At 59.1% G+C, this 24,259-nt stretch carries 19 protein-coding genes; 9 read left to right on the top strand and 10 right to left on the bottom strand.

Features of this window, described 5'->3' with window-relative positions; genetic code table 11:
* Positions 1 to 14: 14 nt before the first annotated feature.
* The 3 genes from K5R88_RS05610 to K5R88_RS05600 form a co-directional block, all read right to left on the bottom strand.
* Positions 15 to 1,676: a cation acetate symporter gene (locus K5R88_RS05610; RefSeq protein WP_226299394.1), complete on the bottom strand. Its 1,662-nt coding sequence runs from the start codon at positions 1,674 to 1,676 to the stop codon at positions 15 to 17.
* The gene (locus tag K5R88_RS05605; RefSeq protein ID WP_223414344.1) at positions 1,676 to 2,002 is read right to left on the bottom strand and encodes a DUF485 domain-containing protein; all 327 of its coding nucleotides are present in this window, start codon (positions 2,000 to 2,002) and stop codon (positions 1,676 to 1,678) included. The genes K5R88_RS05610 and K5R88_RS05605 overlap by 1 nt, the downstream gene beginning before the upstream one ends.
* Positions 2,003 to 2,125: 123 nt before the next feature.
* Positions 2,126 to 3,748: an acyl-CoA synthetase gene (locus tag K5R88_RS05600; protein WP_223451464.1), complete on the bottom strand. Its 1,623-nt coding sequence runs from the start codon at positions 3,746 to 3,748 to the stop codon at positions 2,126 to 2,128.
* Positions 3,749 to 3,978: 230 nt separating this feature from the next.
* On the opposite strand from K5R88_RS05600, the gene K5R88_RS05595 reads away from it, so the two are divergent.
* From K5R88_RS05595 to K5R88_RS05575, 5 genes are all read left to right on the top strand, one after another.
* Entirely contained in the window at positions 3,979 to 6,255 is a 2,277-nt protein-coding gene (locus K5R88_RS05595; RefSeq protein ID WP_226299393.1) for a PAS domain-containing sensor histidine kinase, read from the top strand.
* Positions 6,256 to 6,259: 4 nt separating this feature from the next.
* Positions 6,260 to 6,895 carry a response regulator transcription factor gene (locus K5R88_RS05590; RefSeq protein ID WP_008026356.1) on the top strand — a complete coding sequence of 212 codons (636 nt, stop codon included), beginning with the start codon at positions 6,260 to 6,262 and terminating at the stop codon, positions 6,893 to 6,895.
* A 74-nt stretch (positions 6,896 to 6,969) separates the two neighbouring features.
* Positions 6,970 to 8,064: an AI-2E family transporter gene (locus K5R88_RS05585; protein ID WP_008041498.1), complete on the top strand. Its 1,095-nt coding sequence runs from the start codon at positions 6,970 to 6,972 to the stop codon at positions 8,062 to 8,064.
* Positions 8,061 to 8,792 (top strand): hypothetical protein, encoded by a 732-nt coding sequence (locus K5R88_RS05580; protein ID WP_226299392.1) that lies wholly within the window; start codon positions 8,061 to 8,063, stop codon positions 8,790 to 8,792. The genes K5R88_RS05585 and K5R88_RS05580 overlap by 4 nt, the downstream gene beginning before the upstream one ends.
* Positions 8,793 to 8,813: 21 nt before the next feature.
* A complete protein-coding gene (locus tag K5R88_RS05575; protein WP_008026361.1) occupies positions 8,814 to 9,278 on the top strand; it encodes a MaoC family dehydratase in 465 nt (154 codons plus the stop codon).
* 103 nt (positions 9,279 to 9,381) lie between these two features.
* Here K5R88_RS05575 and gfa read toward each other — a convergent pair whose 3' ends face one another.
* Together gfa and K5R88_RS05565 are read right to left on the bottom strand one after the other, a co-directional pair.
* Positions 9,382 to 9,960: an S-(hydroxymethyl)glutathione synthase gene (gene gfa / locus K5R88_RS05570; protein WP_008026381.1), complete on the bottom strand. Its 579-nt coding sequence runs from the start codon at positions 9,958 to 9,960 to the stop codon at positions 9,382 to 9,384.
* Between the two features lie 154 nt (positions 9,961 to 10,114).
* Positions 10,115 to 11,737, bottom strand: a complete 1,623-nt coding sequence (locus tag K5R88_RS05565) for a methyl-accepting chemotaxis protein (protein ID WP_226299391.1) — start codon at positions 11,735 to 11,737, stop codon at positions 10,115 to 10,117.
* Between the two features lie 296 nt (positions 11,738 to 12,033).
* Here K5R88_RS05565 and K5R88_RS05560 point away from each other — a divergent pair, with 296 nt between their 5' ends.
* A complete protein-coding gene (locus K5R88_RS05560) occupies positions 12,034 to 13,821 on the top strand; it encodes a SulP family inorganic anion transporter (RefSeq protein ID WP_226299390.1) in 1,788 nt (595 codons plus the stop codon).
* A gap of 54 nt (positions 13,822 to 13,875) precedes the next feature.
* Here K5R88_RS05560 and K5R88_RS05555 read toward each other — a convergent pair whose 3' ends face one another.
* The 5 genes from K5R88_RS05555 to K5R88_RS05535 form a co-directional block, all read right to left on the bottom strand.
* Positions 13,876 to 15,912, bottom strand: coding sequence for an LTA synthase family protein (locus tag K5R88_RS05555; RefSeq protein ID WP_226299389.1), 2,037 nt, complete (start codon positions 15,910 to 15,912; stop codon positions 13,876 to 13,878).
* A 32-nt stretch (positions 15,913 to 15,944) separates the two neighbouring features.
* Entirely contained in the window at positions 15,945 to 16,559 is a 615-nt protein-coding gene (locus tag K5R88_RS05550) for a hypothetical protein (RefSeq protein WP_226299388.1), read from the bottom strand.
* Entirely contained in the window at positions 16,556 to 17,854 is a 1,299-nt protein-coding gene (locus tag K5R88_RS05545; protein WP_008041507.1) for a sialidase family protein, read from the bottom strand. Before K5R88_RS05545 ends, K5R88_RS05550 begins: the two co-directional genes overlap by 4 nt.
* Positions 17,855 to 18,161: 307 nt before the next feature.
* A complete protein-coding gene (locus tag K5R88_RS05540) occupies positions 18,162 to 19,064 on the bottom strand; it encodes a universal stress protein (RefSeq protein WP_192227180.1) in 903 nt (300 codons plus the stop codon).
* A gap of 183 nt (positions 19,065 to 19,247) precedes the next feature.
* Positions 19,248 to 20,138 (bottom strand): LysR family transcriptional regulator, encoded by an 891-nt coding sequence (locus K5R88_RS05535; protein ID WP_032832639.1) that lies wholly within the window; start codon positions 20,136 to 20,138, stop codon positions 19,248 to 19,250.
* A gap of 167 nt (positions 20,139 to 20,305) precedes the next feature.
* On the opposite strand from K5R88_RS05535, the gene K5R88_RS05530 reads away from it, so the two are divergent.
* The 3 genes from K5R88_RS05530 (at position 20,306) to K5R88_RS05520 (ending at position 24,210) form a co-directional block, all read left to right on the top strand.
* The gene (locus K5R88_RS05530; RefSeq protein WP_008026398.1) at positions 20,306 to 21,388 is read left to right on the top strand and encodes a 4-oxalomesaconate tautomerase; all 1,083 of its coding nucleotides are present in this window, start codon (positions 20,306 to 20,308) and stop codon (positions 21,386 to 21,388) included.
* A gap of 44 nt (positions 21,389 to 21,432) precedes the next feature.
* Positions 21,433 to 22,764: a dicarboxylate/amino acid:cation symporter gene (locus K5R88_RS05525; protein WP_192227181.1), complete on the top strand. Its 1,332-nt coding sequence runs from the start codon at positions 21,433 to 21,435 to the stop codon at positions 22,762 to 22,764.
* Between the two features lie 141 nt (positions 22,765 to 22,905).
* Positions 22,906 to 24,210: a CitMHS family transporter gene (locus K5R88_RS05520; protein WP_008041516.1), complete on the top strand. Its 1,305-nt coding sequence runs from the start codon at positions 22,906 to 22,908 to the stop codon at positions 24,208 to 24,210.
* Positions 24,211 to 24,259: the final 49 nt, after the last annotated feature.

Raw genomic sequence — 24,259 nt, 5'->3', positions numbered from 1 at the left:
GCCGTGCCTTTCAATCAATGACTGGAAGCGCTGGCAGCACCGAGACCGGTCTGGGCGCGCACGAACTGGTCGGCGTAGGCGTCACGTTCCTTGTCGGCCCGCACACTACGGTCGAGTCGGGACACGACGACAATCACCAGGAACGCCAGCGGCATGGAAAACAGCGCCGGGTGGTCGTACGGGAAGATGGCGTGAGCATGACCGAGCACGGTCACCCACACGGCCGGGGACAGGATCACTAGCACCAGCGCGCAGATCAGGCCGGCAAAACCGCCGATGATCGCGCCTTTGGTGGTCAGGCCTTTCCAGTACATGGCCATGATCAGTACCGGGAAGTTGGTCGAGGCGGCGATGCCGAAGGTCAGGCCGACCAGGAACGCGACGTTCATCTTCTCGAACAGAATGCCCAGCAGAATCGCGATGATGCCCAGGCCCACGGTGGCCATGCGGGTGACGCGCATTTCCTGTTTTTGGGTGGCGTTGCCTTTCTTGAAGACGGTGGCGTAGAGGTCGTGGGAAATCGCCGACGCACCGGCCAGTGCCAGCCCGGAGACCACCGCAAGGATGGTGGCGAACGCCACGGCCGAGAGGAACCCGAGGAACAGGTTGCCGCCTACCGCTTTGGCCAAGTGCATCGCGACCATGTTGCCGCCGCCAATCAAGGCGCCGCCCACTTCACCTTTGACGTAGTACTGCGGATCGGTGCCGATGATCACCATCGCGGCGAAGCCCAGGGTGCAGACCACGAGGAAGAAGAAACCGATGAAACCGGTGGCGTAGAACACCGATTTACGCGCTTCCCTGGCGTTGGGTACGGTGAAGAAGCGCATCAGAATGTGCGGCAGACCGGCAATGCCGAATACCAGGCCGAGAGACATTGACGCGGTGTTGATCGGGTCGGCGAGCATGGAGCCGGGGCCCATGATATTCCAGCCGCTGGCATGCGCTTCGACCGCTTTGGTGGCCAGGGTTTCGTAGCTGAAACCGAACTGCGACATGGCCATGCCCGCGAGAGTCGTGCCGCCGGCCAGCAGCAACACCGCCTTGATGATTTGCACCCAGGTCGTTGCGATCATGCCGCCGAAGATCACATACACCAGCATCAACGCGCCGACGATCACCACCGCTACCGGGTAGTCGAGGCCGAACAGCAATTTGATCAACTGGCCGGCACCGACCATCTGCACGATCAGGTAGCAACACACCACCGTCAACGAACCGAACGCAGCGAAGATCCGCACTTTGTTCTGGTCCAGCCGGTAGGAGACGATGTCGGCAAAGGTGTAGCGCCCCAGATTGCGCAGGCGCTCGGCCATCAGGAAGGTGATGATCGGCCAACCGACAAAGAAGCCGATGGTGTAGATGAAACCGTCGTAACCCTTGGCGAACACCAGGCTGGACAACCCCAGCAACGTAGCCGCGGACATGTAGTCGCCGGCAATCGCCAAGCCGTTCTGAAACCCGGTGATGCCACCGCCGGCGGTGTAGAAGTCCGAGGTGGATTTGGTCTGGCGCGCGGCCCACCAGGTGATGGCCAATGTGCCGAGAACGAACACGAAGAACATGCCGATCGCATGCAGGTTCAGCGGTTGTTTTTCGATGGTTCCCAACGCGGGTGCAGCGAATACAACGGAGGCCGGCAACAGGCAGGCTGCGGCGAGGATGAGTTTACGCATCACTTGCTCTCCTCAAGAATGGCCGCACCCAGCGCATCGAAGCGCGTGTTGGCGCTGTAGACGTACCAACCGGTCAGCAACCAGGAAAAAACAATGATCGCCGCGCCAACCGGCATGCCCAGGGTCAACATCCGGTGCTCGCCGAGCGGCGTGTGCAGCCATTGCGGGGCAAACGCCACGACGAACATGAACAGGTAATAAGTGCCCAGCACCGCAGCACTCAACGACCAGGCCAGGCGCGAGCGACTGCTGACCAGTTGCAGGAATTTCGGGTTGGTCCGAATACGTTCACAGCGTTGGGTATCGGTTGCATGGATGTCGATCATGATGCGCTCCACATTGTTGTTGTTATCGGTGTGTGGGGGCTCGTGCAGGCCGAATTCGGCCTGCACGAGCCCGAGGCGGCAGGTAAGACACCTGCCGCCTGATAGGTGAAACGTCGGTGAGGGTTAGAGGGCCTTGGCCCTGTCGCGCAGCACGTACTTCTGGATCTTGCCGGTGGATGTCTTCGGCAGCAGGGTGAAAATCACCGTGCGCGGGACTTTGAAACCGGCCAGATGCTCGCGGCAGAAACTGATGATGTCGGCCTCGCGAACGTCCTGGTGATCAGCCTTCAAGGTGATGAAGGCGCAGGGCGTTTCGCCCCATTTTTCATCGGGGCGGGCGACCACGGCGGCTTCCATCACCCCCGGATGGCGATAGAGCACGCCTTCGAGTTCGATGGTGGAAATGTTCTCGCCACCGGAAATGATGATGTCTTTGAGGCGGTCTTTGATCTCGACATAACCGTCGGGGTGACACACCGCCAGGTCGCCAGTGTGAAACCAGCCACCCTCGAATGCTTCGGCGGTGGCCGTCGGGTTTTTCAGGTAGCCCTTCATCACGGTGTTGCCGCGCATGAACACTTCACCGATGGTCTGGCCATCGCGCGGGGTCGGTTCCAGCGTCTTCGAATCGCCGACCATCACACCTTCGAGCGTCGGGTAGCGCACGCCCTGACGGGATTTGATCTGCGCCCGTTCTTCCAGCGGCAGTTCGTCCCATTCGGCATGCCAGGCGCAGAGGGTCACCGGACCATAGGTTTCCGTCAGGCCGTAGACGTGGGTGACCTTGATGCCCATTTCCTCCACGGCGCCGATGACTTTGGCCGGCGGCGCAGCACCGGCGACCATGGCGTTGACCGGGTGATCGATGGCCGCCTTCGCCGATTCCGGCATGTTGACCAGCGCGTTGAGCACGATCGGCGCGCCGCACAGGTGCGTGACCTGATGTTCGCGAATCAGCGTGAGGATTTTCTGCGGATCGACCCGGCGCAGGAACACGTGAACGCCGGCGAGCGCGGTGATGGTCCACGGGTAGCACCAGCCGTTGCAATGGAACATCGGCAGGGTCCAGAGGTACACCGGATGGTTGCCCATGGCCCAGGTCATCTGGTTGCCCAAGGCATTCAAATAAGCGCCGCGGTGGTGATAGACCACGCCTTTCGGATTGCCGGTGGTGCCGGAGGTGTAGTTCAGCGAGATGGCTTGCCACTCGTTGGCTGGCCATTGCCAGGCGAACGCCGGGTCGCCTTCGGCCAGCAACGCTTCATAGTCCAGATCGCTGACGGCCTGGCCTTCACCGTATTCCGGGTCGTTGACGTCGATGACCAGAGGCGGGTGATCAAGCATGCCGATAGCGGCGTGAATTACGTTATGGAACTCGCGGTCGGTGATCAGCACCTTGGCCTCGCCATGCTGGAGCATGAACGCAATGGCTTCAGCATCCAGGCGCACGTTGAGCGGGTTGAGCACGGCGCCGATCATCGGCACGCCAAAATGCACTTCCAGCATTTCCGGGATATTGGGCAGCATCACCGCCACGGTGTCGTCTTTGCCGATGCCGCGACCAGCCAGCGCCGAGGCCAGGCGTCGGCAACGGGTGTAGGTCTGCGCCCAGGTACGGCGAATCGAGCCGTGGATGACGGCGGGGTAGTCGGGGTAAACATTGGCCGTGCGCTCAAGGAAGCTGAGCGGAGACAAGGCGATGTGATTGACAGCCGAAGGGACTAGCCCTTGTTCATAGATCGACATGTGCGGTACTCGGTGGCTGATTGTTAGCTCTATCGGTGGCCTTTCAGCGTCGCCGCTGAGGTCACCTTTATATGTCCGGTGTGCTTTATATAACAATCCTCCATCGATATGGAAGTACAACCTATGGCGTATGGTATATGTACTATATTTGATTCTTTCTGATCTAAATGACTACCGTTAAATCGCCAAGGCCGGTATATCCTTGGCTTCCCCAACGAAGCGGATCCGTGATGACCCTGACTCCCGTTCGATTGCACAGCTGGTTGCGCCTGCAGCGTGAGGCCGTGCCTCTGGCCGCCCGGGCCGATGCGTTGTGCCGGGCCTTGCAGGATTGCCCTGAGGTGCGTCGCGCGGTTTACCTGAGCTGGCAACCCCAGGCGCGAATCTACAGCCATGAAGGTGCCGCCCAGCATTTTCCCCCGGGCCAGGGCGATCCTTCGCTGGCCAGCGATCAGTTGCTGTTCGAGCGTTTGCTGGAAGCCGGGCGCCTCGATCTGGCGCAAGTGCGGCAACTGGATTGCTGGTTGGCCGGTCGACTGCGCCGCGCCGCCATCAGCCATGGCCAAGTGTTCGATCTGGCGTTGACGCCTGGGCAGGCCGGGTTGTTGCTGGTGGAAGTCTGCGAAGGCGTCAGTTTCGACTGGCTGGGGTGGGTGCAGGATTTGCTCACGACTTTGCTCAGCAGCGTCAACGGCATGCTGCGTGGCTCGCCACTGTTGGGCCACGATCCGCAACCGAGCCTGTTGCTCGACGCGCAGGGACGGCCGCAGGAATTCAACGCGGCGTTGCTGGCGTTGCTGGCGGAAAAGCCGCTGAGCGACGTATTCGGTTTTCTGCCGGTCAACCATCGGGTACTGGTGCGCGCTTGCCTGGACCAGCAGCGCGCCATTGAAGGGGTCGAAGCCCAGCTCGAAACGCAGATTCTGATCTGGACATTCATTCCCGATCCCCAGGACAACCGTGTGCTCGCCCGTTGCCGCGACGCCACCGCGCAAGTGCTGGCCGAGCGCGAAGCGGCCCAGGCGCGGCGGTTGTACCGGCTGATCATCGAGAACACCACCGACTTGATTTCCCGTCACACACCCGACGGCTGTTTTCTCGATGCCTCCCCCGCGTCATGGACGTTGCTCGGCTATTGGCCGGAAGAACTGCGCGGGCAAATGGCCCAGGGCCTGTTCCATGGCCAGGACCTGGCCAGTCTGGTGCAGCGTGCCCGCGATGCGCTGGAGCAGGACGGTTATCACACCATGACGTATCGCATTCGTCATCGGAACGGGCATTACCTGTGGTTCGAAACCGCCAGTCGGGCGATTCGTGAAACCTATACCGGCACGGTGGTCGAGGTGGTCAGCGTCTCCCGGGACATTACTGCCAGAGTGCAGGCCGAAGAGAACAAGCGGCGCCTGGCCGAAGTCGTCGAGGTCAACACCGATCCGGTGCTGTTCATCGACCCCGAGGGGCAAGTCACTTACCTCAACCCGGCGGCACGCCGCATCCTCGGCATAGGCGAGCAACAGCCGATGCCGGTCCTGGCACAACTGTTCGCCAGCGCAGACCTGACGCGTCTGCAACGTGACGGCTGGAGCGGCGCCGAACGCGACGGCGTCTGGAGCACCGATGCGCGCTTGCAACCACCGGGCGGTGGCGCATCGGTGCCGGTGTCGCTGGTGCTGTTGGCGCATCGTTCGGCCGGTGGCGAGCGCTACTATTCACTGGTGGCGCGGGACATGACTGAGCGTGAACTGCGCGAAGTTCAGCAGCGCCGCCATCAGGATGAACTGGCGCACACCGCGCGCCTGGTCACCCTCGGTGAACTGGCCTCGGGCATCGCCCACGAAATCAATCAGCCGCTGGCCGCGGTGGTCAATTACGCCAACGCCAGCCAGCGTTATTTGCAGACCGTGGATTCCAACCCCCAGGCGGCCGCCCGGGTTGCGCAAGGGCTGGAACGCATCACCCATCACGCCACGCACGCCTCGGAAGTGATCCGCCGTTTGCGTGCGTTTCTGCGTAAAGGCCAGCGCCGCATGCAGGCGCTGAACGTCACCGATGTCGCCCGCGAAGCCGTGCGTTTGTGTGCCTGGGAAGCGAGTAATTGCCAAGTGACAATCGAGGATCGTCTGCCGGATAATCTGCCGCCCGTTTATGCCGATCGAGTGTTGCTGGAACAAGTCCTGCTCAATCTGTTGCGCAATGCCATCGATGCCAACCGCGAACAACATCCCGGCCAGACCTCGCTGATTATGATGACCGCCGGGCAGGGCAGTGCCGCCACCGTGGACATCACGGTGCAGGACCAGGGGCCCGGCGTGAGCGAGCCCGAACTGGAGCAGATTTTTACCCCGTTCTATACCAGCAAGGCCGATGGCCTGGGGCTCGGTTTGTCCATGAGCCGCAGCATCATCGAAGGTTTCGGCGGCGAATTGCAGGCCCGCCGCCAACCGGTCGGGCTGCTGATGTGCTGTCGCTTGCCGCTTGCCGGTCCAACAAAACAACAACAGGAATAATGCAATGGCGGGTGTGACGGAGCACGTGGTGTATGTGGTCGATGACGATCAAGGCATGCTCGATTCAACGGTCTGGTTACTGGAATCAGTCGGCCTCAAGGCGTTGCCGTTTACCAGCGGTGTTGAGTTCCTCAATGCCTGCGATGCCAGCCTGGCAGCCTGTGTGCTGCTGGATGTACGCATGCCCGGCATGGGCGGCTTGAACGTGCAGGAAGAAATGCGATTGCGCGAACTGAACCTGCCAATCATCTTCGTCAGCGGTCACGCCGATGTGCCGATCGTGGTGCGTGCGTTCAAGGCCGGCGCTCACGACTTCATTGAAAAGCCCTACAACGAACAACTGCTGCTGGACAGCGTGCAACAGGCCCTGAGCACTTGCGCGACCCACCGTTCGGGTAATCAGGGGCATGAAGCGTTGCAGGCGCGTTTGCTCACGCTGACCCCACGGGAACGCGACGTCTTGTTGCCGCTGGTGCAGGGTTACACCACCCGCGAAATCGCCGAGCAACTGGGGGTGAGCGCAAAAACCGTCGACCTCTACCGCTCACGCGTAATGAAACGCATGCAGGCCAATACCCTGCCGGACCTGGTCGGCATGGCCATTGCCGCCGGAATGGTTGATCCATTGAAGTTGCGTTGAGTCCACGCGTTTTCCGCCGAACGACTATGCTGGGCTAACCGATCCCGTACCGTTGCAGTGATCAGGAGGCCTCCATGGAGCCCACTTCGTTCTCCGAAAAAACGCTGACGCGCACGCTGCTCGATGTCCTTATCCGGGCTGGGTTGATCGCGGTTCTGGTGCTGTTCTGCTTTGAAATCTTCAGCCCGTTCCGTGACCTGATGCTGTGGTCGCTGATCCTGGCGATTACCCTTTACCCGTTGCAGGCGCGTCTGAAAGGGCCCTTGGGACAGAATGACGGGCGCATTGCGACGCTGATTATCCTGATCGCCATCGTCATCCTGGTGTTGCCGATTTACTTTCTGGGCACCTCGATAGCCGACTCGGTCGACCGTGTGATGGAAGTGGTCAAGGGCGGCGACTTTCACCTGCCACCCCCCGCCGAATCCATTGCCAGTTGGCCATTGGTGGGGCAGCCGCTGTTTGACTTGTGGCTTGAAGCCTCAACCAATCTTCCCGACCTGACCGCCAAATACCTCCCGCAGATCAAGCACTTCAGCCTGTCCCTTTTGAGCAAATTGGCCGGCGTCGGCATGGGCTTCCTGACCTTCATTTTCGCCTTGATCATCGCCGGTATTTTCATGGCCTATGGCGAGAGCGGCAGTCGCAGCGCGGTGCAGATTGCCTCGCGGGTCAGCGACCCGGCCAAAGGACCGAAAATTGCAGCGCTGTGCACCGCAACGATCCGTGCGGTCGCGCTGGGCGTGGTCGGGATCGCGTTCATCCAGATGCTGCTGGTGGGGCTCGGGTTTGTCTTCAAGGGCATTCCCGGCGCCGGTTTGCTGGCCCTTGGGGTGCTGTTGCTCGGCATCATGCAATTGCCGGCGACGCTGATCACGGTTCCGGTGATTGCCTTTGTGTTCGCCACCGAAGGCGCCAACACCGTGACGATCGTGTTCGCCATCTTCGTCTTCGTTGCCGGCCTGGTGGACAACGTGCTCAAACCGCTGCTGCTGGGGCGCGGTGTCGATGTGCCGATGCCGGTGGTGCTGATCGGCGCGCTTGGCGGGATGGTCACCAGCGGCATCATCGGGTTGTTCATCGGTCCGGTGGTGCTGGCGGTCGGGTATCAATTATTCTGGCAATGGGTTCGGGATCAGCCTTCGGAGGGAGGAGGGCCGCCACTATGAATGCACCGGGTGATGAACTGCTCAATTGCGTACTGATCGCCCATGGTGGTCTGGAGCGCTGGAGCAGTTTCAACCAGGTACGCGCCACTATCGTGACCGGGGGCTCGCTCTGGGCCATGAAAGGGCTGACCCAGGACAGCGCGCCACGGCAGATGACCGTCTGGCTGCATGAGCAGCGGGCCTCGGTGACGCCCTTTGGTGGGGCCGACCAATTCACCGCCTACACTCCGAATCGAATCGCCATCGAAAATACCGCCGGCAAGGTAATCGCCGAGCGATCGAAACCCAGAGAATCCTTTCGCGACCATGGGGAAAACAGTCCCTGGGATGCCTTGCACCGAGCGTACTTCAACGGTTACGCGCTTTGGTCGTACCTGACCATGCCTTTCCAGTTCACCTGGCCGGGTGTCGTGACCGAGGAAGTCGAGCCCTGGCACGAGGGCTCGGAGCGCTGGCGTCGTTTGCGGGTGACCTTCCCCGAGACAATCGCCACGCACTGCGCGGTGCAGGATTTCTACTTCGGTGCAGACTTTCTGTTACGTCGTCACGACTACAACGTGGATGTCAGCGGTGGCCTGGCTGCCGCGCAGTACGTTCATGGCTATGTTGAAACCGACGGCTTGCGCATGCCTGGCAAGCGGCGCGCCTATCGACGCAAGGCCGACGGCCAGGCGGATGAGCACGCCTTGCTGGTGGCGATCGATCTCAGCGACATCGGCTATTCGTAATGCACTGCGGAGGAATGAATCATGACCCTGCATGCCTGGGAAAAACTCTACCTCGATGACCTGAGTCTGGGTCAGGAGTTTGAAAGCGACCCTGTTCGCGTCCATCAAGAAGCGATGTTGGCGTTTGCTCGTGAATACGACCCGCAACCTTTCCATTTGAGTGCCGAAGAGGCCGAGTTGAGTCTGTTCGGCGGTCTGGCGGCCAGCGGCTGGAACACTGCGGCCCTGACCATGAAGATGCTGGTGGCCAGCGTCCCCCTGGCGGACGGCATCATTGGCCTGGGCATCGAGCTGAGCTGGCCGACACCGACTTATCCGGATGACGTGTTACGCCTGTTCAGCAAGGTGCAGGCCATCGAACCGTCGGCCTCCAAACCGGATCGGGGCGTGGTGACGCTGTTCATGGAAACGCTGAATCAGAATGACAAGGTGGTGCAGCGTGCAACCGGGAAGCTGCTGGTATTCAGGAAACCCCCAGAGGATTGAAGCGCTGCCGGCGTTCGCCATTTCTCGACGTCGCTGACGACAGATCCCCAAACAAGCTGCCCGGGGGCCGCGGTCCGGCGAAGAAACCGCGGCGACCGATCAATCAGGCGGCAGGCAGCAGGCCTTTCTGTTTGGCGACATGAGTCGCCATTGCGTCCATCAAATCCGGGGACAGGCAGTCATAGGGTTCCAGGCCGATAGAGCGCAGGCGCTCACGGATGGCTTTCATTTGCGCTGGCGGTGTGCCGGTTTCGATGATGGAAGACACGAACGCCGCGAAGCCTGGCGCAGCCCATCCTCGTTGGGGAGAGAGCTCGGTGTGGACGAAGTCCAGGCCATAAAACGGATGGTCCTTGTTCTCGATGCGCCCAAAGAGATGGGCGTGGCACTGCTTGCAGGCATGGCGCTGGATGGTGGCTTTTTCGTCGACAATGGCCAGTTTTTCGCCGTGGGCAGTGACGCTGACCTTGTCCCGAGGCACCACGGCAATGACGGCGAATATCGCGTTTTGCGGTTTCCAGCATTTGCTGCAGCCGCACGCGTGGTTATGCAGGGTTTGCGCGTCGATCCGGACCTCGACTTTGTCGGTCGCACACAGGCATTGCAGGGTGCCACCGGTGAAATTCGCGTCGGCGGGTTGGATACCATTGTCCAGGGCAGGATGAAGTTTCAAGGTACTCACGTTGGCGTCTCCCTTTGAGTGGGCCAGACAAACAGCGGCAGGGTGTGAGTGACGAAAGCTCGCCATTTAAATCCTAGACCATCTTCGGTAACCGGGGGCGCCCCCGTCATAACCTTCAAACTGGCGTTGACTGGTTTGACGGGGGCCAGGCCTTTTAGAAGCTGAACCGCTGCAGCATGACGCCCAGTCCGTCGGACATTGCCTTGAGTTCCTGGGTCGTGCGCACGATCCCGCTTTGGGCGGTGGCGTTCTCTTCCACACTTTGCGCTACTTTCTCGACGTTGCAGGCGACCTGTTCACTGGCGGCGCGTTGTTCCTGGAGCGACACCGAAATGAAACTGACGGCCGCAAGGGATTCGTCCAGTACACCCTTGATCCTGCCCATGGAAAGGCCCGCGCTTTCGACCAGTTTCTGACCATGAGTCACGCGCTCACAGCCGGCGGCCATGCTGTCTTTGGCTTTGACCATGCCGCTTTGTATGGCATTGACCAAGGCAACGATTTCCGTGGTGGATTGGGCCGTGCGGGCGGCCAGGCTGCGCACTTCATCGGCGACCACGGCGAAGCCGCGACCTTGCTCGCCCGCGCGTGCCGCTTCAATGGCGGCATTGAGGGCCAGGAGATTGGTCTGTTCGGCGATGCCGCGAATCACACCGACAATCAGGCTGATGTCGTTGGACTGAATCGCCAGTTGATCGATGTCCGATGAGCTTTGTGTCACCAGATCGGCAATCTGGCCCATTTCCTGGATGGAGGCCTGCATGACCTCCATGCCTTCGCTGGTGATTTCGCCTGCTTTCTGTGCGGTGCTCTGAGCCTGTCGAGCATTGTCGGCGATGTGAGTGATGCTGACGGAAAGCTCTTCTACCGTGGCCGCCATGGAGGAGGCTGTCTCGCTTTGCAGTGCGGCGCTGCTCAATCCTTGTTCAGAGGACGCAGACAATTGCAGCGTGGCCCCTTCGATCTGCCCGGAGGCCTGACTGATCTTGCCGATCATCTCGCTCAGGCTGTGGCGCATCGCCTGGACGGAGTGCAGCACCCCCGTCGACTGTTGCTGATCAAACTGTGTAGCGGCGAGTTTCCCCAGGGCGATGTTCGAACTGATGGCCGCCAGTTCTGCCGGTTCGGCACCGAGCTGGCGGCTCAACAGGCGGGAGAACAAGACCGTGTAGGCCACGCCCGCGATCAGGGCCAATGCCAGAATCAACAGGCTGAGCTGGAGACTGGAGGTATAGGCGCTCTGGTTCTGTTCGAACTGGTTCTTGGCCTCCACCAGTTGAACTTCGATCAACTCGGAAAACTTGGCTGACAAGGGATCGATCAGTGGATACAGCTGATCTGTCGCGAAACGCGCGAGACCGGCGGCGTCGCTTTGGCGCAGAAGGCCCTGCAAGTTTTGCAATGGACCGTGGGTGGCTTCCATCAGCGGGTCGATTTGCGCGATCAAACGGGTTTCTGCAGGAATCAGCTCTGTTGATTTGTACGCGCGCCACGTCTGATCGATTTCCCTCTGCGCTTGCTCTATCCGGGTCAATGATTCGGCGTTGGTGAAATTGCCATTGCGTGCCTTGTGGGTGGCATCGACGATGTCCACGGCGTACAGGTCGGCGATTTTTTTCAAGTCCCGCAGCGGCACGACCCGATCGAGGTACACGGTCTCCAGACTGCGTACCGCAGATTGCATTCCCAAGAGTCCAAGCCCGCCGACACACAACAAACCCAGGAGCAAAGTGCTGGTAAGCACAAGCAGATGAGTCCTGATTTTCCAGCTTCCCATAGTCCGTAATTCCTGAGTCAGCTAATAGATGGCGATCAAGAGGTCAGCGTAAGGTGCAATAAAGGCACATTGGCATCATTGGCTGAGACCCAGGAGAAAAAACATCGTGTGATCGGCGAGAATTTATGAATTTGCGACACTGGGAGGCACGCTATTGGAGTCGGTGCGGTCGACGATGAGTGTGCCGGTTGCCTGGTCCATCGTTGAATTTTTCACTCACTACTGAGCAAGATCGCAGACTTGACCCAGAATGAATCTACCGCACGCTGTTTGTTATCCCTGAGGGCTAAAGTCCCATGAGCGATTCGGATGCTCCGCCACCCGTTCCCGAACCGGGCCGGATTACGCACAGGCATACTGGCGATCAAACCCACTTGAGCCGTTGGCTGCCGGGGCTGCGGACGTTGAGCCGCTACAAGATGGCATGGTTGCGGCGCGATATTGTGGCCGGACTCGTGCTCACCACCATGCTGGTGCCCGTCGGCATCGCCTACGCGGTGGCGTCGGGGGTGCCCGGCATTTATGGCCTTTACGCGACCATCGTTCCATTGCTCGCTTATGCGTTGTTCGGCCCCAGCCGAATCCTGGTGCTGGGGCCGGACTCCTCATTGGCAGCCATCATTCTCGCCGTCGTTTTGCCGCTGTCCGGCGGTGATCCGCATCGGGCGATCGCCCTTGCCGGCATGATGGCGATTGTCTCGGGGGGGGTGTGCATCCTGGCGGGTGTCGCGCGGTTGGGTTTTGTCACCGAGTTGCTATCCAAACCGATCCGCTATGGCTACATGAACGGCATCGCACTGACGGTATTGATCAGTCAACTACCCAAGTTTTTCGGCTTTTCGATTGAGTCCGACGGACCGCTGCGCAACCTGTGGGCCATTACCACCTCGGTGATGGATGGAAAAACCAACTGGACCACCTTCATGATCGGTGCGGCCACCGTGGCGGTCATCTTGTTGCTCAAGGACAAAAAGCGCGTGCCGGGGATTCTGATCGCCGTGGCAGGCGCCACCGTCGCCGTTGGCGTGCTGGACCTTACAACCCACAATGTCGCGGTCCTCGGTTCGCTGCCCCAAGGCTTGCCGGCGTTTGCCATCCCTTGGATCAGTCGCGCCGATATCGTTCCTGTAGTGATCGGAGGTTGCGCCGTTGCGCTTGTCTCGTTCGCCGATACCAGTGTGCTCTCGCGCGTTTATGCGGCGCGGACCAAGACCTATGTCGACCCAAACCAGGAGATGGTAGGGCTCGGCATCGCCAACCTTGCCGGCGGTTTGTTCCAGGGGTTTCCAATCAGCAGCAGTTCGTCACGCACGCCTGTGGCCGAGGCGGCGGGGGCCCAAACCCAACTTGCCGGCGTGGTTGGAGCGCTGTCTGTTGCCTTATTGCTGGTGTATGCCCCGGATTTGCTGAAAAACCTGCCCACCAGCGCACTGGCGGCGGTGGTCATCGCTTCGGCTATCGGCCTGATCGAGGTCGCCGACCTGCGACGGATTTATCGTATTCAGCGCTGGGAATTCTGGTTATCGATCGTTTGTACGCTCGGTGTGGCCGTCTTCGGCGCCATCGAGGGCATTGGCCTGGCCATCGTTGTCGCGGTGATCGAGTTTCTATGGGATGGCTGGCGGCCGTATTCTGCGGTGTTGGGTCGCGCCAAAGGCGTCCAGGGCTATCACGACATCACGCGTTATCCGGATGCGCGCCTTATTCCCGGCCTGGTGCTGTTTCGCTGGGATGCGCCGTTGTTTTTTGCCAACGCAGAACTGTTCCATGACCGAGTGCTGGACGCCGTGGCGACATCACCCACGCCGGTTCGTTGGCTGGTGGTAGCAGCCGAACCGGTCACCAGCGTGGACGTGACTTCCGCCGACATGCTGGCCGAACTGGACCAAACCTTGAACGAGGCTGGCATCACGTTGTGCGTGGCTGAGATGAAGGACCCTGTCAAAGACAAGTTGAAGCGCTTCGGACTATTCGAGCGGTTTGGCGAAGCTGCGTTTTTTCCGACTTTAGGCGTCGCCGTCAGCAGCTATCTCAAGGTCCATCCCGAGGAATGGAGGGAAGGGCAGGATGAGGATCGCGATTAGACAATAGTGCGGGCTCGCTATCGGGGTCGGCGCGGTAGCCGACCCCGATCCCGGTTACTTGCGCACGTTCTGGTACAGCATCAACCTGGACGTTTCATGCATGCCGCGGGTCAGTTGCACCAGGCGCTTGAACTCTTCAGGGTTTTGCCCGGCCACGTTGTCCAGCGGCGTCGCGGAGGCCAGGTCGTGCAGCGTCGGCGAACTGCCGTCGTGCTCCATCTGCACCATGTAGTGTTGAGTGACGCCCGCAATCAACGGGAACGTGCCTTCACGCAACACCAACGGCACTACGCGTTCACCCTCGGGCGCAGGCTGCTGAATATCACGCCCCAGGCCGCTGTTGCGAAACTCAAGGCCGGCCATGCCCGCCACGGTTGGCAGCAAGTCCACCAGACCGACAGCTTCCTTGACGGTTCGTGTGCCGAGCAGACCCGGTGCATGGATGATCATGGGCACCGCGTTACTTTCCAGACCCAGTTGCTCATAAGCCGGTGCCAGGAACGGGATCTGGGCGATACGGGTGTTGTGGTCGCCAAACAGCACGAAAATGGTGTTGTCGTAGTAACCGCCTGCTTTGGCAATTTCCATCAAGCGTCCGATGTTGAAGTCCAGCAGGCGCACGGCGTTGTACTGCTCGACACTGCGCGATCCCGCAGCCTGAACTTCGGCCAGGGTAGGGTGCTTGACCTCGAATCCGTCATTGCTCTTGGGAATCGTGAAGGGACGATGGTTACCGGCCGTCTGCACATAGGCAAAGAACGGTTTGTCCTTGGGCAGCGCTTGCAGGATCTTGTCGGTTTCCTTGAACAGATCCAGATCTGAAATCCCCCAGACATCCACCACCGGGGATTTCCAGTCCCGCTCTTCGAACAAACGAACCCCGTCGATACTTTGCCGGATCAAGGCATTCATGTTGGCCCAACCGGAGTTGCCGCCAATGGTGTAGATCTTCTCGTAACCGGTGAAGGCATTGATCAATGTGTGCTGCTTGGTGATCAGCGGATTACGCGTCGCGGTTTCCTGTCGAGTGACGTCTGGAACCCCGCTAATGCTGGCCCAAACGGTTTTTGCGGTCCCGGTGACCGGAACATAGAAGTGCTCGAAGAACCAGCTCTGTGTGGCCAGGCGATCGATGTTGGGTGTCGGATTGATCGGGTTGCCATAGGCGCCGACGGCACTGGTACCCAGCGACTCGAGCATGACAAACATCACGTTCGGCGCCCGTGTGCTCGATACTTTGTAGGGTTGTGGCGCCTGGTGACGGACGAAGTTCAGGGTTTGCGGATCGGGCTGGTCCACGCCCAGGTACTTGGCAATCACGGCATAGTGTTCACGCACTTGCGCTTCGTCATAGCGCGACTGGCCGACCTTGACCGTGTCGTAGAGGAAAATCACCGGGTTCAAGCCCAGCGCAGCGACCTGGTTATTGCCGGAGAAGAACGCATCGCTCCAGCGCAATGGGACAGGGTTTTCCAGGTTCATGTTCTCGACACGGCCCAAAATACCCAACAGCACCAACACGACCATCAACGCGCTACCCCATGTAACGGAGAGCGGGTGAATGGCTTTACGGGGGCGGTCCAGCGTCACGCGTTCCAGGCGCACCAGGGCCAACGTCACCAGGGCGACCGTTGCCAGCCACCCCAGTGAAATCCAGATAACCGGGTAGGTTTGCCAAACCATGTCACGGGATATTTGCGCGTCGTCTATGAAGCGCAGCACGGTGGCATTGATCCGTACGCCCAGATAGGCGTAGTGGCCAAAATCGACGATATAGATCAGCAGCAGGGCGCCCAGGGCGGCTGACAGATACACGCGTGCCAATCGGCGAAGCAGGCGGCTGCTGACAAGATTCCAACGGGGAATCCAGGCCAGCAACGCCAGTGGCAACATCACCAGGATGGCCAGACGCAGATCGAAACGAAAGCCGATGCCCAGGGTTTCCAGGACGGCATGATCGTCGCTCAATGCTCGGGCGTCGAAACCGGAGAAGCCGAAAAAGAACACCACCCGCAGCAATGCAAACAGCACAAACACAATCGCTGTCGCGCCTAGCCAATAATGCAAACGTCTCGATTGCAGCCAACCCATCCCTGTACCCCTGTTAAAAATGTCGTTGAATCTCAAATGGATCCGGAGTCTTTCACTGAGCCAAACCGCGTGTTCAGCCAACCGTACGTCCAGCGCGCCGCGAACATCAGCAGTGCCGCGCAGCAATACAGCCCCAGCAGCGGATCAACCAGGTAATCCCAATAGTTATGCGAAGGTTTTACCCCGGCGATGAAGGCCAGGGTCGCGCTGGCCAGCATCACGACGGCCAGGTAGCTGCGCAGGTAAAACAGACCTGCGGTGAGCAGAGCGAAGAAGATCAGCATCGGGCGCGGGCTGAAGCCAAACCGGTAAGGGTCCAGATGACTCAACCCCAGCGTTGCCGGATACAACGCCAGTGCCAGCGCAGCGAAGATAATCAACACGCGGGTTTTATCCTGCTGAGCAGCCGGCAGGAAACCCAGTCGACGCAAACAGCCCCACGCCATGAACACCAAGGTCGTCATCGCAAGGTCATCAATGTGGCTGCGCAGGTAAGCCGCCAAGGACAAGCCGTCCAGCGGTATAAAACTAGCGGCCAGCAATGCAACCAGCAGCACGATCTGCGCGGCTCGCTTTAAGCCGAAAGAAGGCAGCAACAGAAAGATGATCATTGTGAAACTGAGATGTGCTTGCCAAAGGTTGATCATTTGGCACGCTCCGACAGCCATGCATCGTTGAAGGTGACGTGCTTGATGAAGGTGTTGTTCCAGGAATAAACCAGGTGATACATACCGTCGGGACTGCGGATGAAGTACGGGTATTCATATTCGAAACTGCAGGCTTGTTCCTTGCAGACCCGGCTGTCCAGGTTGTTCAGGAACTGCGCTTCCAGCGGTTGGCGAAGTGCGCCACTGGATCCGCGAAACTCTCTGCCGATGATTTCCTTGTAGGCCTCGGGTGAAAACGTATCGCCCTCTGGATCAGGCGATTTGTCGAGGTCGCGCAGCGAGCGCCAATCGTCCATTTTTGCGTCGGTGCCATAAAGACTCAGTTTGAAGCGCCCCTCTTGCAGGTCATTGAGTGCCACCAGCAGCCCATGTTCGGGCGTCGCTATGGCCGCCAACGAAGAATTGGGGTTCGAGGGATCGAGCGGATAAGGCTCGCTCCAGGTTTGCCCGGCGTCTTCAGTTCGGGTCGCCAGTACTCGATGGTGGGTGTTGCCGGCATAACGCAGCAAGGCGATGCCGCGCTGTCCATCCAGCGGAACGACCGTGGGTTGCAATGAGTTATTGCCATGGCTGATGCGGAATTTATCGATCACCTCACCGTCTGCGCTCAAGTACAGGTACTCGGAAAACTTGCCCAGAAATTCGTGGTAGACCGGTAAGCCGATGGAACCGTCGGCGTGAAACACCGGGGCCGACCGTACCAGGGTGCTGATATTCAAGAAGGGCGAGGTGATCAATTGGCGCGGCGCCGACCATTGGCGTCCATAGTCTTCAGAGACCATTACATTGACCGCACTACCGGCCCAGCCCCCCATGGACACGGACACGTAGAACAACCAGAGCCGGTTGTCCGGTGCGAGCGCAACGACCGGGTTACCCAGTTTTCGAATGTATTTACCAGTGCCCAGTTGGGTCGACTGTCGAGTCGCCAATACCTGTTCCGCACCCCATTCGCCGGTTTGCGCGTCGAAGCGGGCAGAGCGCACCTGCACATCGGCTGCGCCTTCGCGAGTGCCGGCGAACCAGACTGTCATCAGGCTACCGTCAGGCAAGGCGGTTACCGCCGAGGAATGCACGAAGTCCACCAACCCGGACGAGGCAAAACGGCTGGTATAAATGGGTTTGGCCACTTGCTCAGCCACAGCCCTCACCGGGTTCATCAGGGCAAAGGAAGAGTGCACAGGGGCAGGGTGGGTGAACCATGCGGCCGCAAACAGGCAGGAAAGGGCAACATAAGCCAAGAAGGCAGGGAGGGAGGGGAGGTGGATGCGCATAATCGAGGCTGTGCATCTTATGGCCGATTCAGGCAGCTCAACCTATCACTTGTAGTAGCAGACTCGAGCTTTAGCGAGCTGCTGCTTTGTAAGCAAATGTTTGTAGCGCGATATTTGGACCTGGAATTTATAGAAATACGTTATTTATCAATTGCTTAAAGATGCTGGTGGGCGCCAGGCCGTTAATCGAAAAACTGCTCTCGAAGGCGGAAGAATAGACTGAAATGCACAAAAACCCATTCAGCGGGCCGAGCGTCGCGGCCTGTTCGGCCGCCAACGCTGCCTTCGCGCACTAAAAGCGGATCCGTTATTGATCTACCTGCGCCTTAATTGCCAAAACATTGCAGGGCACCTTATACAACACGTGCTCTGTAGTACTGCCAATCAGCTTGTGCAGCCCTTTACGGTGCGTATCGCCCATGATGATCACATCGGCTCGGGTGTGGGCTGCGAAGTCGGACATCACTTTGGTGGGCGGCCCTTCAATGAAGTGTTGTCGTTCAGAGGGCACGCGGTAGTTTTCAGCCAGCGTAATGAAGGACTTGTTCAGTGACCGGCGTACATCGGTACTGAAGCCCGGCATCGTCACGGCGCCGGCACCGGCGTCAGAGATATGTGTCAGCGATGGGTCGAAGGCGTGCAGCAGGTGCAGCTCTGCATCGCACTGCATGGCCATCCGCTGCGCAGCCACGATGATCCGGTCATTGAGGTCGTTAATCTGATGCTCTGGATGCGACAAATCCACTGCCGCCACAATCACCCGCGGAAGTGGACACCTGACTTCGCTGACCAGATGAACAGCAACCGGGCAATCGCGCAGCAGATGCCAATCCAGAGGCGTGACGAATACGCGTTTGAGTGCTGATTCGTGGTGTACGTCCTTGATAACCAGGTCCGGTTGCAAGTCTTTCACATGCTGAAGGATTTCTTGAAGTACGTCCCGAGCCAATACAACTTCGGTGGTCACCGCAATGCCATTGCCACGTATCAGTTGGGCTTCATCTTGCAGCCACTTCTGGTTCTCTTGCTGACAGATCTCGCGAAATTGCTCATTCCCGCTCATCAACCCCAAGATGTCGACGTCTTCAATGAACACCGCGATATGCAGCACTGCGTCAGTGGCTTTGGCAAGTGCGACTGCCCGCTCCATCGCCGGCGTGTGACGCATGGTTGGACCGACAATCAGAAAGAGGCGTTGATATTGGCTCATGTCGCACCTCCAGCATTCCGGGTTATCCGTTGGTTTTTGCCAGCACTTTCGTCCGCCATACCATTGGCGACCTCTACGGCCTCAACTTCCTGGGTCGCCAATACCAATATACGCCTGCATTCAGTGAGCGCGCGCGGGACGAGTTGCCCTATGCACTTATTAAAGCAGGCAGGACGAGAGGGGTCATTGCTCCCACTGTTCCAGCAGTATCGAGACGAATTTTTCCGCTGCCGGAGAGAGTGAGGCGCCTCTTCGGTAAACCAGTCCCAGCGATCGGTTCACGACAGGCTCTATCAAGGGGACGCTCACCAAGGTTGGATGATCCACCGCCGGCATTGCGAGGCTCGGCATTGCCGAAACGCCTAGGCCAGCTTCTACCAGGCCCAGCGATGTAGACAGGTGTTGCACCTCATAGAACCACTGTGGACGCCAGCTCAAGCCCGACAACGCGTGGTCCAGCAACATGCGGTTGCCGCTCAGGCGACCGACCCCGATAAGGCGGTAATTGCTCAGTTCAGACCAGGTGACCGAACTGCGCCCGGCCAGCTCATGATCGCGTCGACACGCCAAAACAAAAGGCTCGTTGACCAACGGCACAAACTCAATGTCGGGGTGCTGGCCGCTCATCATGTTGATGCCAAAGTCGGCTTCGCCACGCAGAACAGCCTCCAGTCCTTCGTTCGCACTGAGATCAAGCAAACGAATGCGGATTTGCGGATAGCGCTCGTTGTAGAGGCGGATGACCGAAGGGAGGAAGTAGAAGGCTGCGGTGGGGATGCAGGCGAGGGTCACACGGCCGCTCTGCCGCTCCGCCAGCTCGCGGATGTTAAGTATCGAGTCGTCGAAGTCATCCAGTAAGCGTCGTGCCTTGGGCAGGAAGTCTCGCCCAACGCTGGTGAGGCTTACCCTTCTTGTCGTGCGATCAAGAAGCGCTGTTCCCAATCCCTCTTCAAGCTTTTTCATTCTCCGACTCAACGCGGGTTGAGAAAGATGCAAGGCATCGGCAGCTTCGTGGAAGCTTCCAAGTTCCGCGATCTTCACGAAAGATCGGATGTCATTGAGCTCATAATTCACTTTTTTTCTCTCGGCAGACGAGCGTTATTCAGCCAGTTCATCCTAGATTCATCATGCGTCAAACGCAATAATCAGGCTGATATTTGCATTGGAAACAATTTTTAAAGCCTGCGACTCTTGCTCACAAGACATCAATAACCCCTATTGATCAACAAGAGTCAGTATTCATGCAACGAATTCCCTGTGTGCTAATGCGCGGTGGTACTTCCAAGGGCCCGGTATTTCTCGCCTGGGATCTACCTGTTGCGATCGAAGACCGTGATGAGCTGCTGCTCAACCTTATGGGTTCTGGCCATGAGCTGGAAATTGACGGCATCGGTGGCGGTAGTCCACAAACCAGCAAGGTGGCGATCGTCAGCCCGTCGCTGCATCCTGACGCGGATGTCGACTACCTGTTCGTTCAAGTCATGGTCTCCCAGCGTCGAGTCGACACTGCGCCCAATTGCGGCAACATGCTTTGCGCCGTTGGCCCGTTCGCCATCGAACAGGGGCTGGTAAAAGGCACCAAAGACCTGACCCGTGTGCGTATTCGCAACCTCAACACGGGGACTTTTGTGAACGCCGAGGTACAGACCCCGGGTGGCAAGGTCAGCTATGAAGGCGACACCGCCATCGACGGTGTGCCGGGTACCGCCGCTCCTGTGCAACTGACCTTCCTGGATGCGGCGGGCAGCAAGACGGGCAAGCTTTTCCCGACTGGGCAAACGCAGGATCTGATCGACGGTATTGCAGTGACCTGCATCGACATGGCGATGCCGATGATGATCGTCGAAGCCGGCCAGCTGGGTAAGCGCGGTGATGAAAGTCCTGCTGAGCTGGATGCCGACAAAGAGTTCCTGCGTCGCCTGGAGGCCTTGCGACTGCAAGCTGGCCTGGCAATGGGCCTGGGTGATGTCAGCGACAAAGTGATCCCCAAGCCAGTACTGGTTTCACCGGCCAAGGCAGGCGGCACGATCCAGGTGCGCTACTTCATGCCACACAATTGCCACCGGGCCTTGGCGATCACCGGCTCCATCGGCCTGGCCACTGCTTGTGTCACTGAAGGCAGTGTGGTCGCGCAATTGCTCGGCGGGGTTAGCGAGCCGCGCTTGCAGCAAGTACGCATTGAACACCCAAGTGGTGGAATAGATGTCGTATTGTCCTACACCGGCGCTCAGGGTGAGACCATTCGTGCTTCGGTAGTGCGTACATCGCGCAGGCTGTTCTCCGGTTTTGTCTACGCCGCGGCTTCCCAACGACTCGCCGGATAACGTCCCCTAGTCATTGCCGTTTTTGCATCAGCACAATTCTAAAAATGGGTGATGCCATGAAAGTTGTAAAATCGCTCTACTTTCAGATTCTCTGCGCCGTGCTGTTGGGCGTACTGGTCGGACATTTTTGGTCGCAGCAGGCCATCGCCTTGAAGCCGCTGGGTGATGCCTTCATCAAACTGATCAAGATGATGATCGCTCCGGTGGTGTTCTGCACCATCGTCACGGGTATCGCGGGTATGAGCGATAAACGCTCCCTCGGACGCCTGTTGAGCAAGACCATGCTGCTGTTCCTGGCGTTGACCGTGATCAGCCTGATTATTGGCTTGGTGTCGGTCTACCTGTTCAAACCCGGTGTGGGCATGAACATCGACCCCACCCAGTTGAGCACCAAGGGCTTGTCGCAGTACACCGATTCGGCCGCGAAGCTGGGAGTGGTCGAGTTTTTCATGCACATCATCCCCGACACGTTCATCGGTGCCTTCAATAAAGGTGAAGTACTGCCGGTGTTGTTCATCGCGGTGCTTTGCGGTTTTGCGCTGTCGGCCATAGGCGAGCGTGGCAAGCCGGTGCTGGATGTACTGGAATCCGCCTCGCATATGGTGTTCAAGATCTTCTCCTACCTGATGCGCTTCGCTCCGATCGGTGCCTTTGGCGCCTTGGCGTTCACCGTGGGCCAGTACGGTATTACATCGCTGGGCTCGTTGGCCAAGCTGATCATGACGCTGTACGTCGCCTGCGCCTTCTTCGTCTTTGTGGTGCTGGGGAGCATCTGCCGGGCGAATGGTTTCAGTCTGTGGAAGTTGCTGCGCTACTTCCGCGAAGAATTTCTGGTGGTGCTCGGGACTTCTTCCACCGAGCCGGTGATGCCGCGGATGCTGGAAAAGCTGCAAGCCCTGGGTTGCAAGAAAGGCGTGGTGGGGCTGGTGTTGCCAACGGGGTACTCGTTCAACCTCGACGGTACGGCCATCTACCTCTCGCTGGCAGCGGTGTTCATTGCTCAGGCCTGCAACATCGAACTGAGCCTGACACAGACCGTGACCATGCTGGCAATCATGCTGTTGTCCTCCAAGGGTGCCGCGGGCGTCACCGGTGCCGGTTTTGTCGCGCTGGCTTCTACGCTGACAGTGATCCATGACATTCCCTTGGCCGGCCTTGCCTTGCTGATCGGTATCGACCGTTTCATGTCGGAAGCCCGGGCTTTGACCAGTCTGGCAAGCAACGCCGTGGCTACCGTGGTGATGTCCATCTCGGAGAACGCCTGTGATCGCGAAACACTGATGCGGACTCTGGACGGTAAACCTTCGCCCGCCGCACCCCCAGCCCAAGTCCAGAACCCCGACTGGGATGGCCTGAAGGTCACCGAACACGCTTGACCGTTCGCGGCTGAATCCAGCCCCCTTAAATACCTCAATGAATAACTCCCGCCAGGCACCGTTGATCGTGCCGTCTGGCGGGGACGGGGTCGCGCGCCTGTGCGTCGGCCACGCTACTCATAAGAACAAGAGAACTGACCTATGCTCGCATTGCTTGGATTGGCCATGGTGGTGGTCTTCACCGTCCTGATAATGACCAAACGGTTATCGCCGATTGTCGCGCTGACGGTGGTGCCGATTGTGTTTGCCGTCATTGGCGGTTTCGGTGGCACTACTGGCAAGATGATGCTCGACGGCTTGAAAATGGTCGCTCCTTCGGCCGCGCTCCTGCTGTTCGCGATCTTGTTTTTCGGCTTGATGATCGACGCCGGTCTGTTTGACCCGCTGATTCGCAAGATCCTCAAACGCGTCAACGGCGACCCGATGAAAATCGCTGTCGGCACAGCGTTGCTGTCGCTGCTGGTGGCCCTGGACGGTGATGGCACCACCACCTACATGATCACCTGTGCGGCAATGCTGCCCCTATACAAACGTATCGGGATGAATCCGATGATTCTGGCGACCATCGCCATGCTTTCTCTGAGCATCATGAGTGGCATGACGCCTTGGGGAGGGCCGGCGACCCGAGCGATCGCGGCGCTGGGCCTGGATGCCGGTGAATACTTCGTACCGTTGCTGCCGACCATGATTGGCGGCGCCATGTGGGTGGTGTTCACCGCGTTTCTGCTGGGCCGTGCCGAGCGCAAACGGATCGGCAATATCCAGTTGGAAAGCGGCGGGGGAGATTGCTACATCAAGGCGATTCTTGAAGACACTCCGCACAAGCGACCGAAACTGGCCTACGTCAATCTGCTGTTGGTGATCGCGGTGATGGTCGCACTGGTGATGGGGATCATGCATTCCGCGATCCTGTTCCTGATCGGGTTCGTACTGGCGCTGATGATCAACTATCCGCAACTGGATATTCAGAAGGAACGCATCCTCGCCCATTCGGGCAACGCCATGACCGTCGTACTGTTGGTGTTTGCCGCCGGCATCTTTGCCGGGATTTTCTCCGGCACCAAGATGGTCGACTCCCTGGCGCAAACCCTGGTTGACTGGATTCCGCCGTCCTGGGGGCATCTGTTCCCGCTGGTGGTGGCGATTACCAGCATGCCGCTAACGTTCGTCCTGTCCAACGATGCTTATTACTTTGGCGTGGTGCCCATTCTGGCGAATGCCGCTGCGGCGTATGGCATTGATCCGGTGGAAATCGCCCGCGCGTCGATTCTCGGGCAGCCAGTACACCTGATGAGTCCGCTGGTCGCCTCAACCCTGTTGCTGGTGGGGATGGTCGATCGCGATATCGGCGACTTCCAGAAAGCCACCGTCAAATGGGCGGTGCTCACTTCACTGGTCATCACCGCGCTAGCCCTGCTGACCGGGGCGATCAGTCTCTTCACCTGATTCACCCAAGCCACCTGTTTTCTCCCAAGGCGCCTCGCCAGCGAGGCGC

The sequence above is a fragment of the Pseudomonas sp. MM213 genome, assembly GCF_020423045.1.
Lineage (GTDB): Bacteria > Pseudomonadota > Gammaproteobacteria > Pseudomonadales > Pseudomonadaceae > Aquipseudomonas > Aquipseudomonas migulae.
The sequence above is the reverse complement of the archived record's forward strand: the minus strand, read 5'-3'. Positions and strand labels throughout refer to the sequence as shown.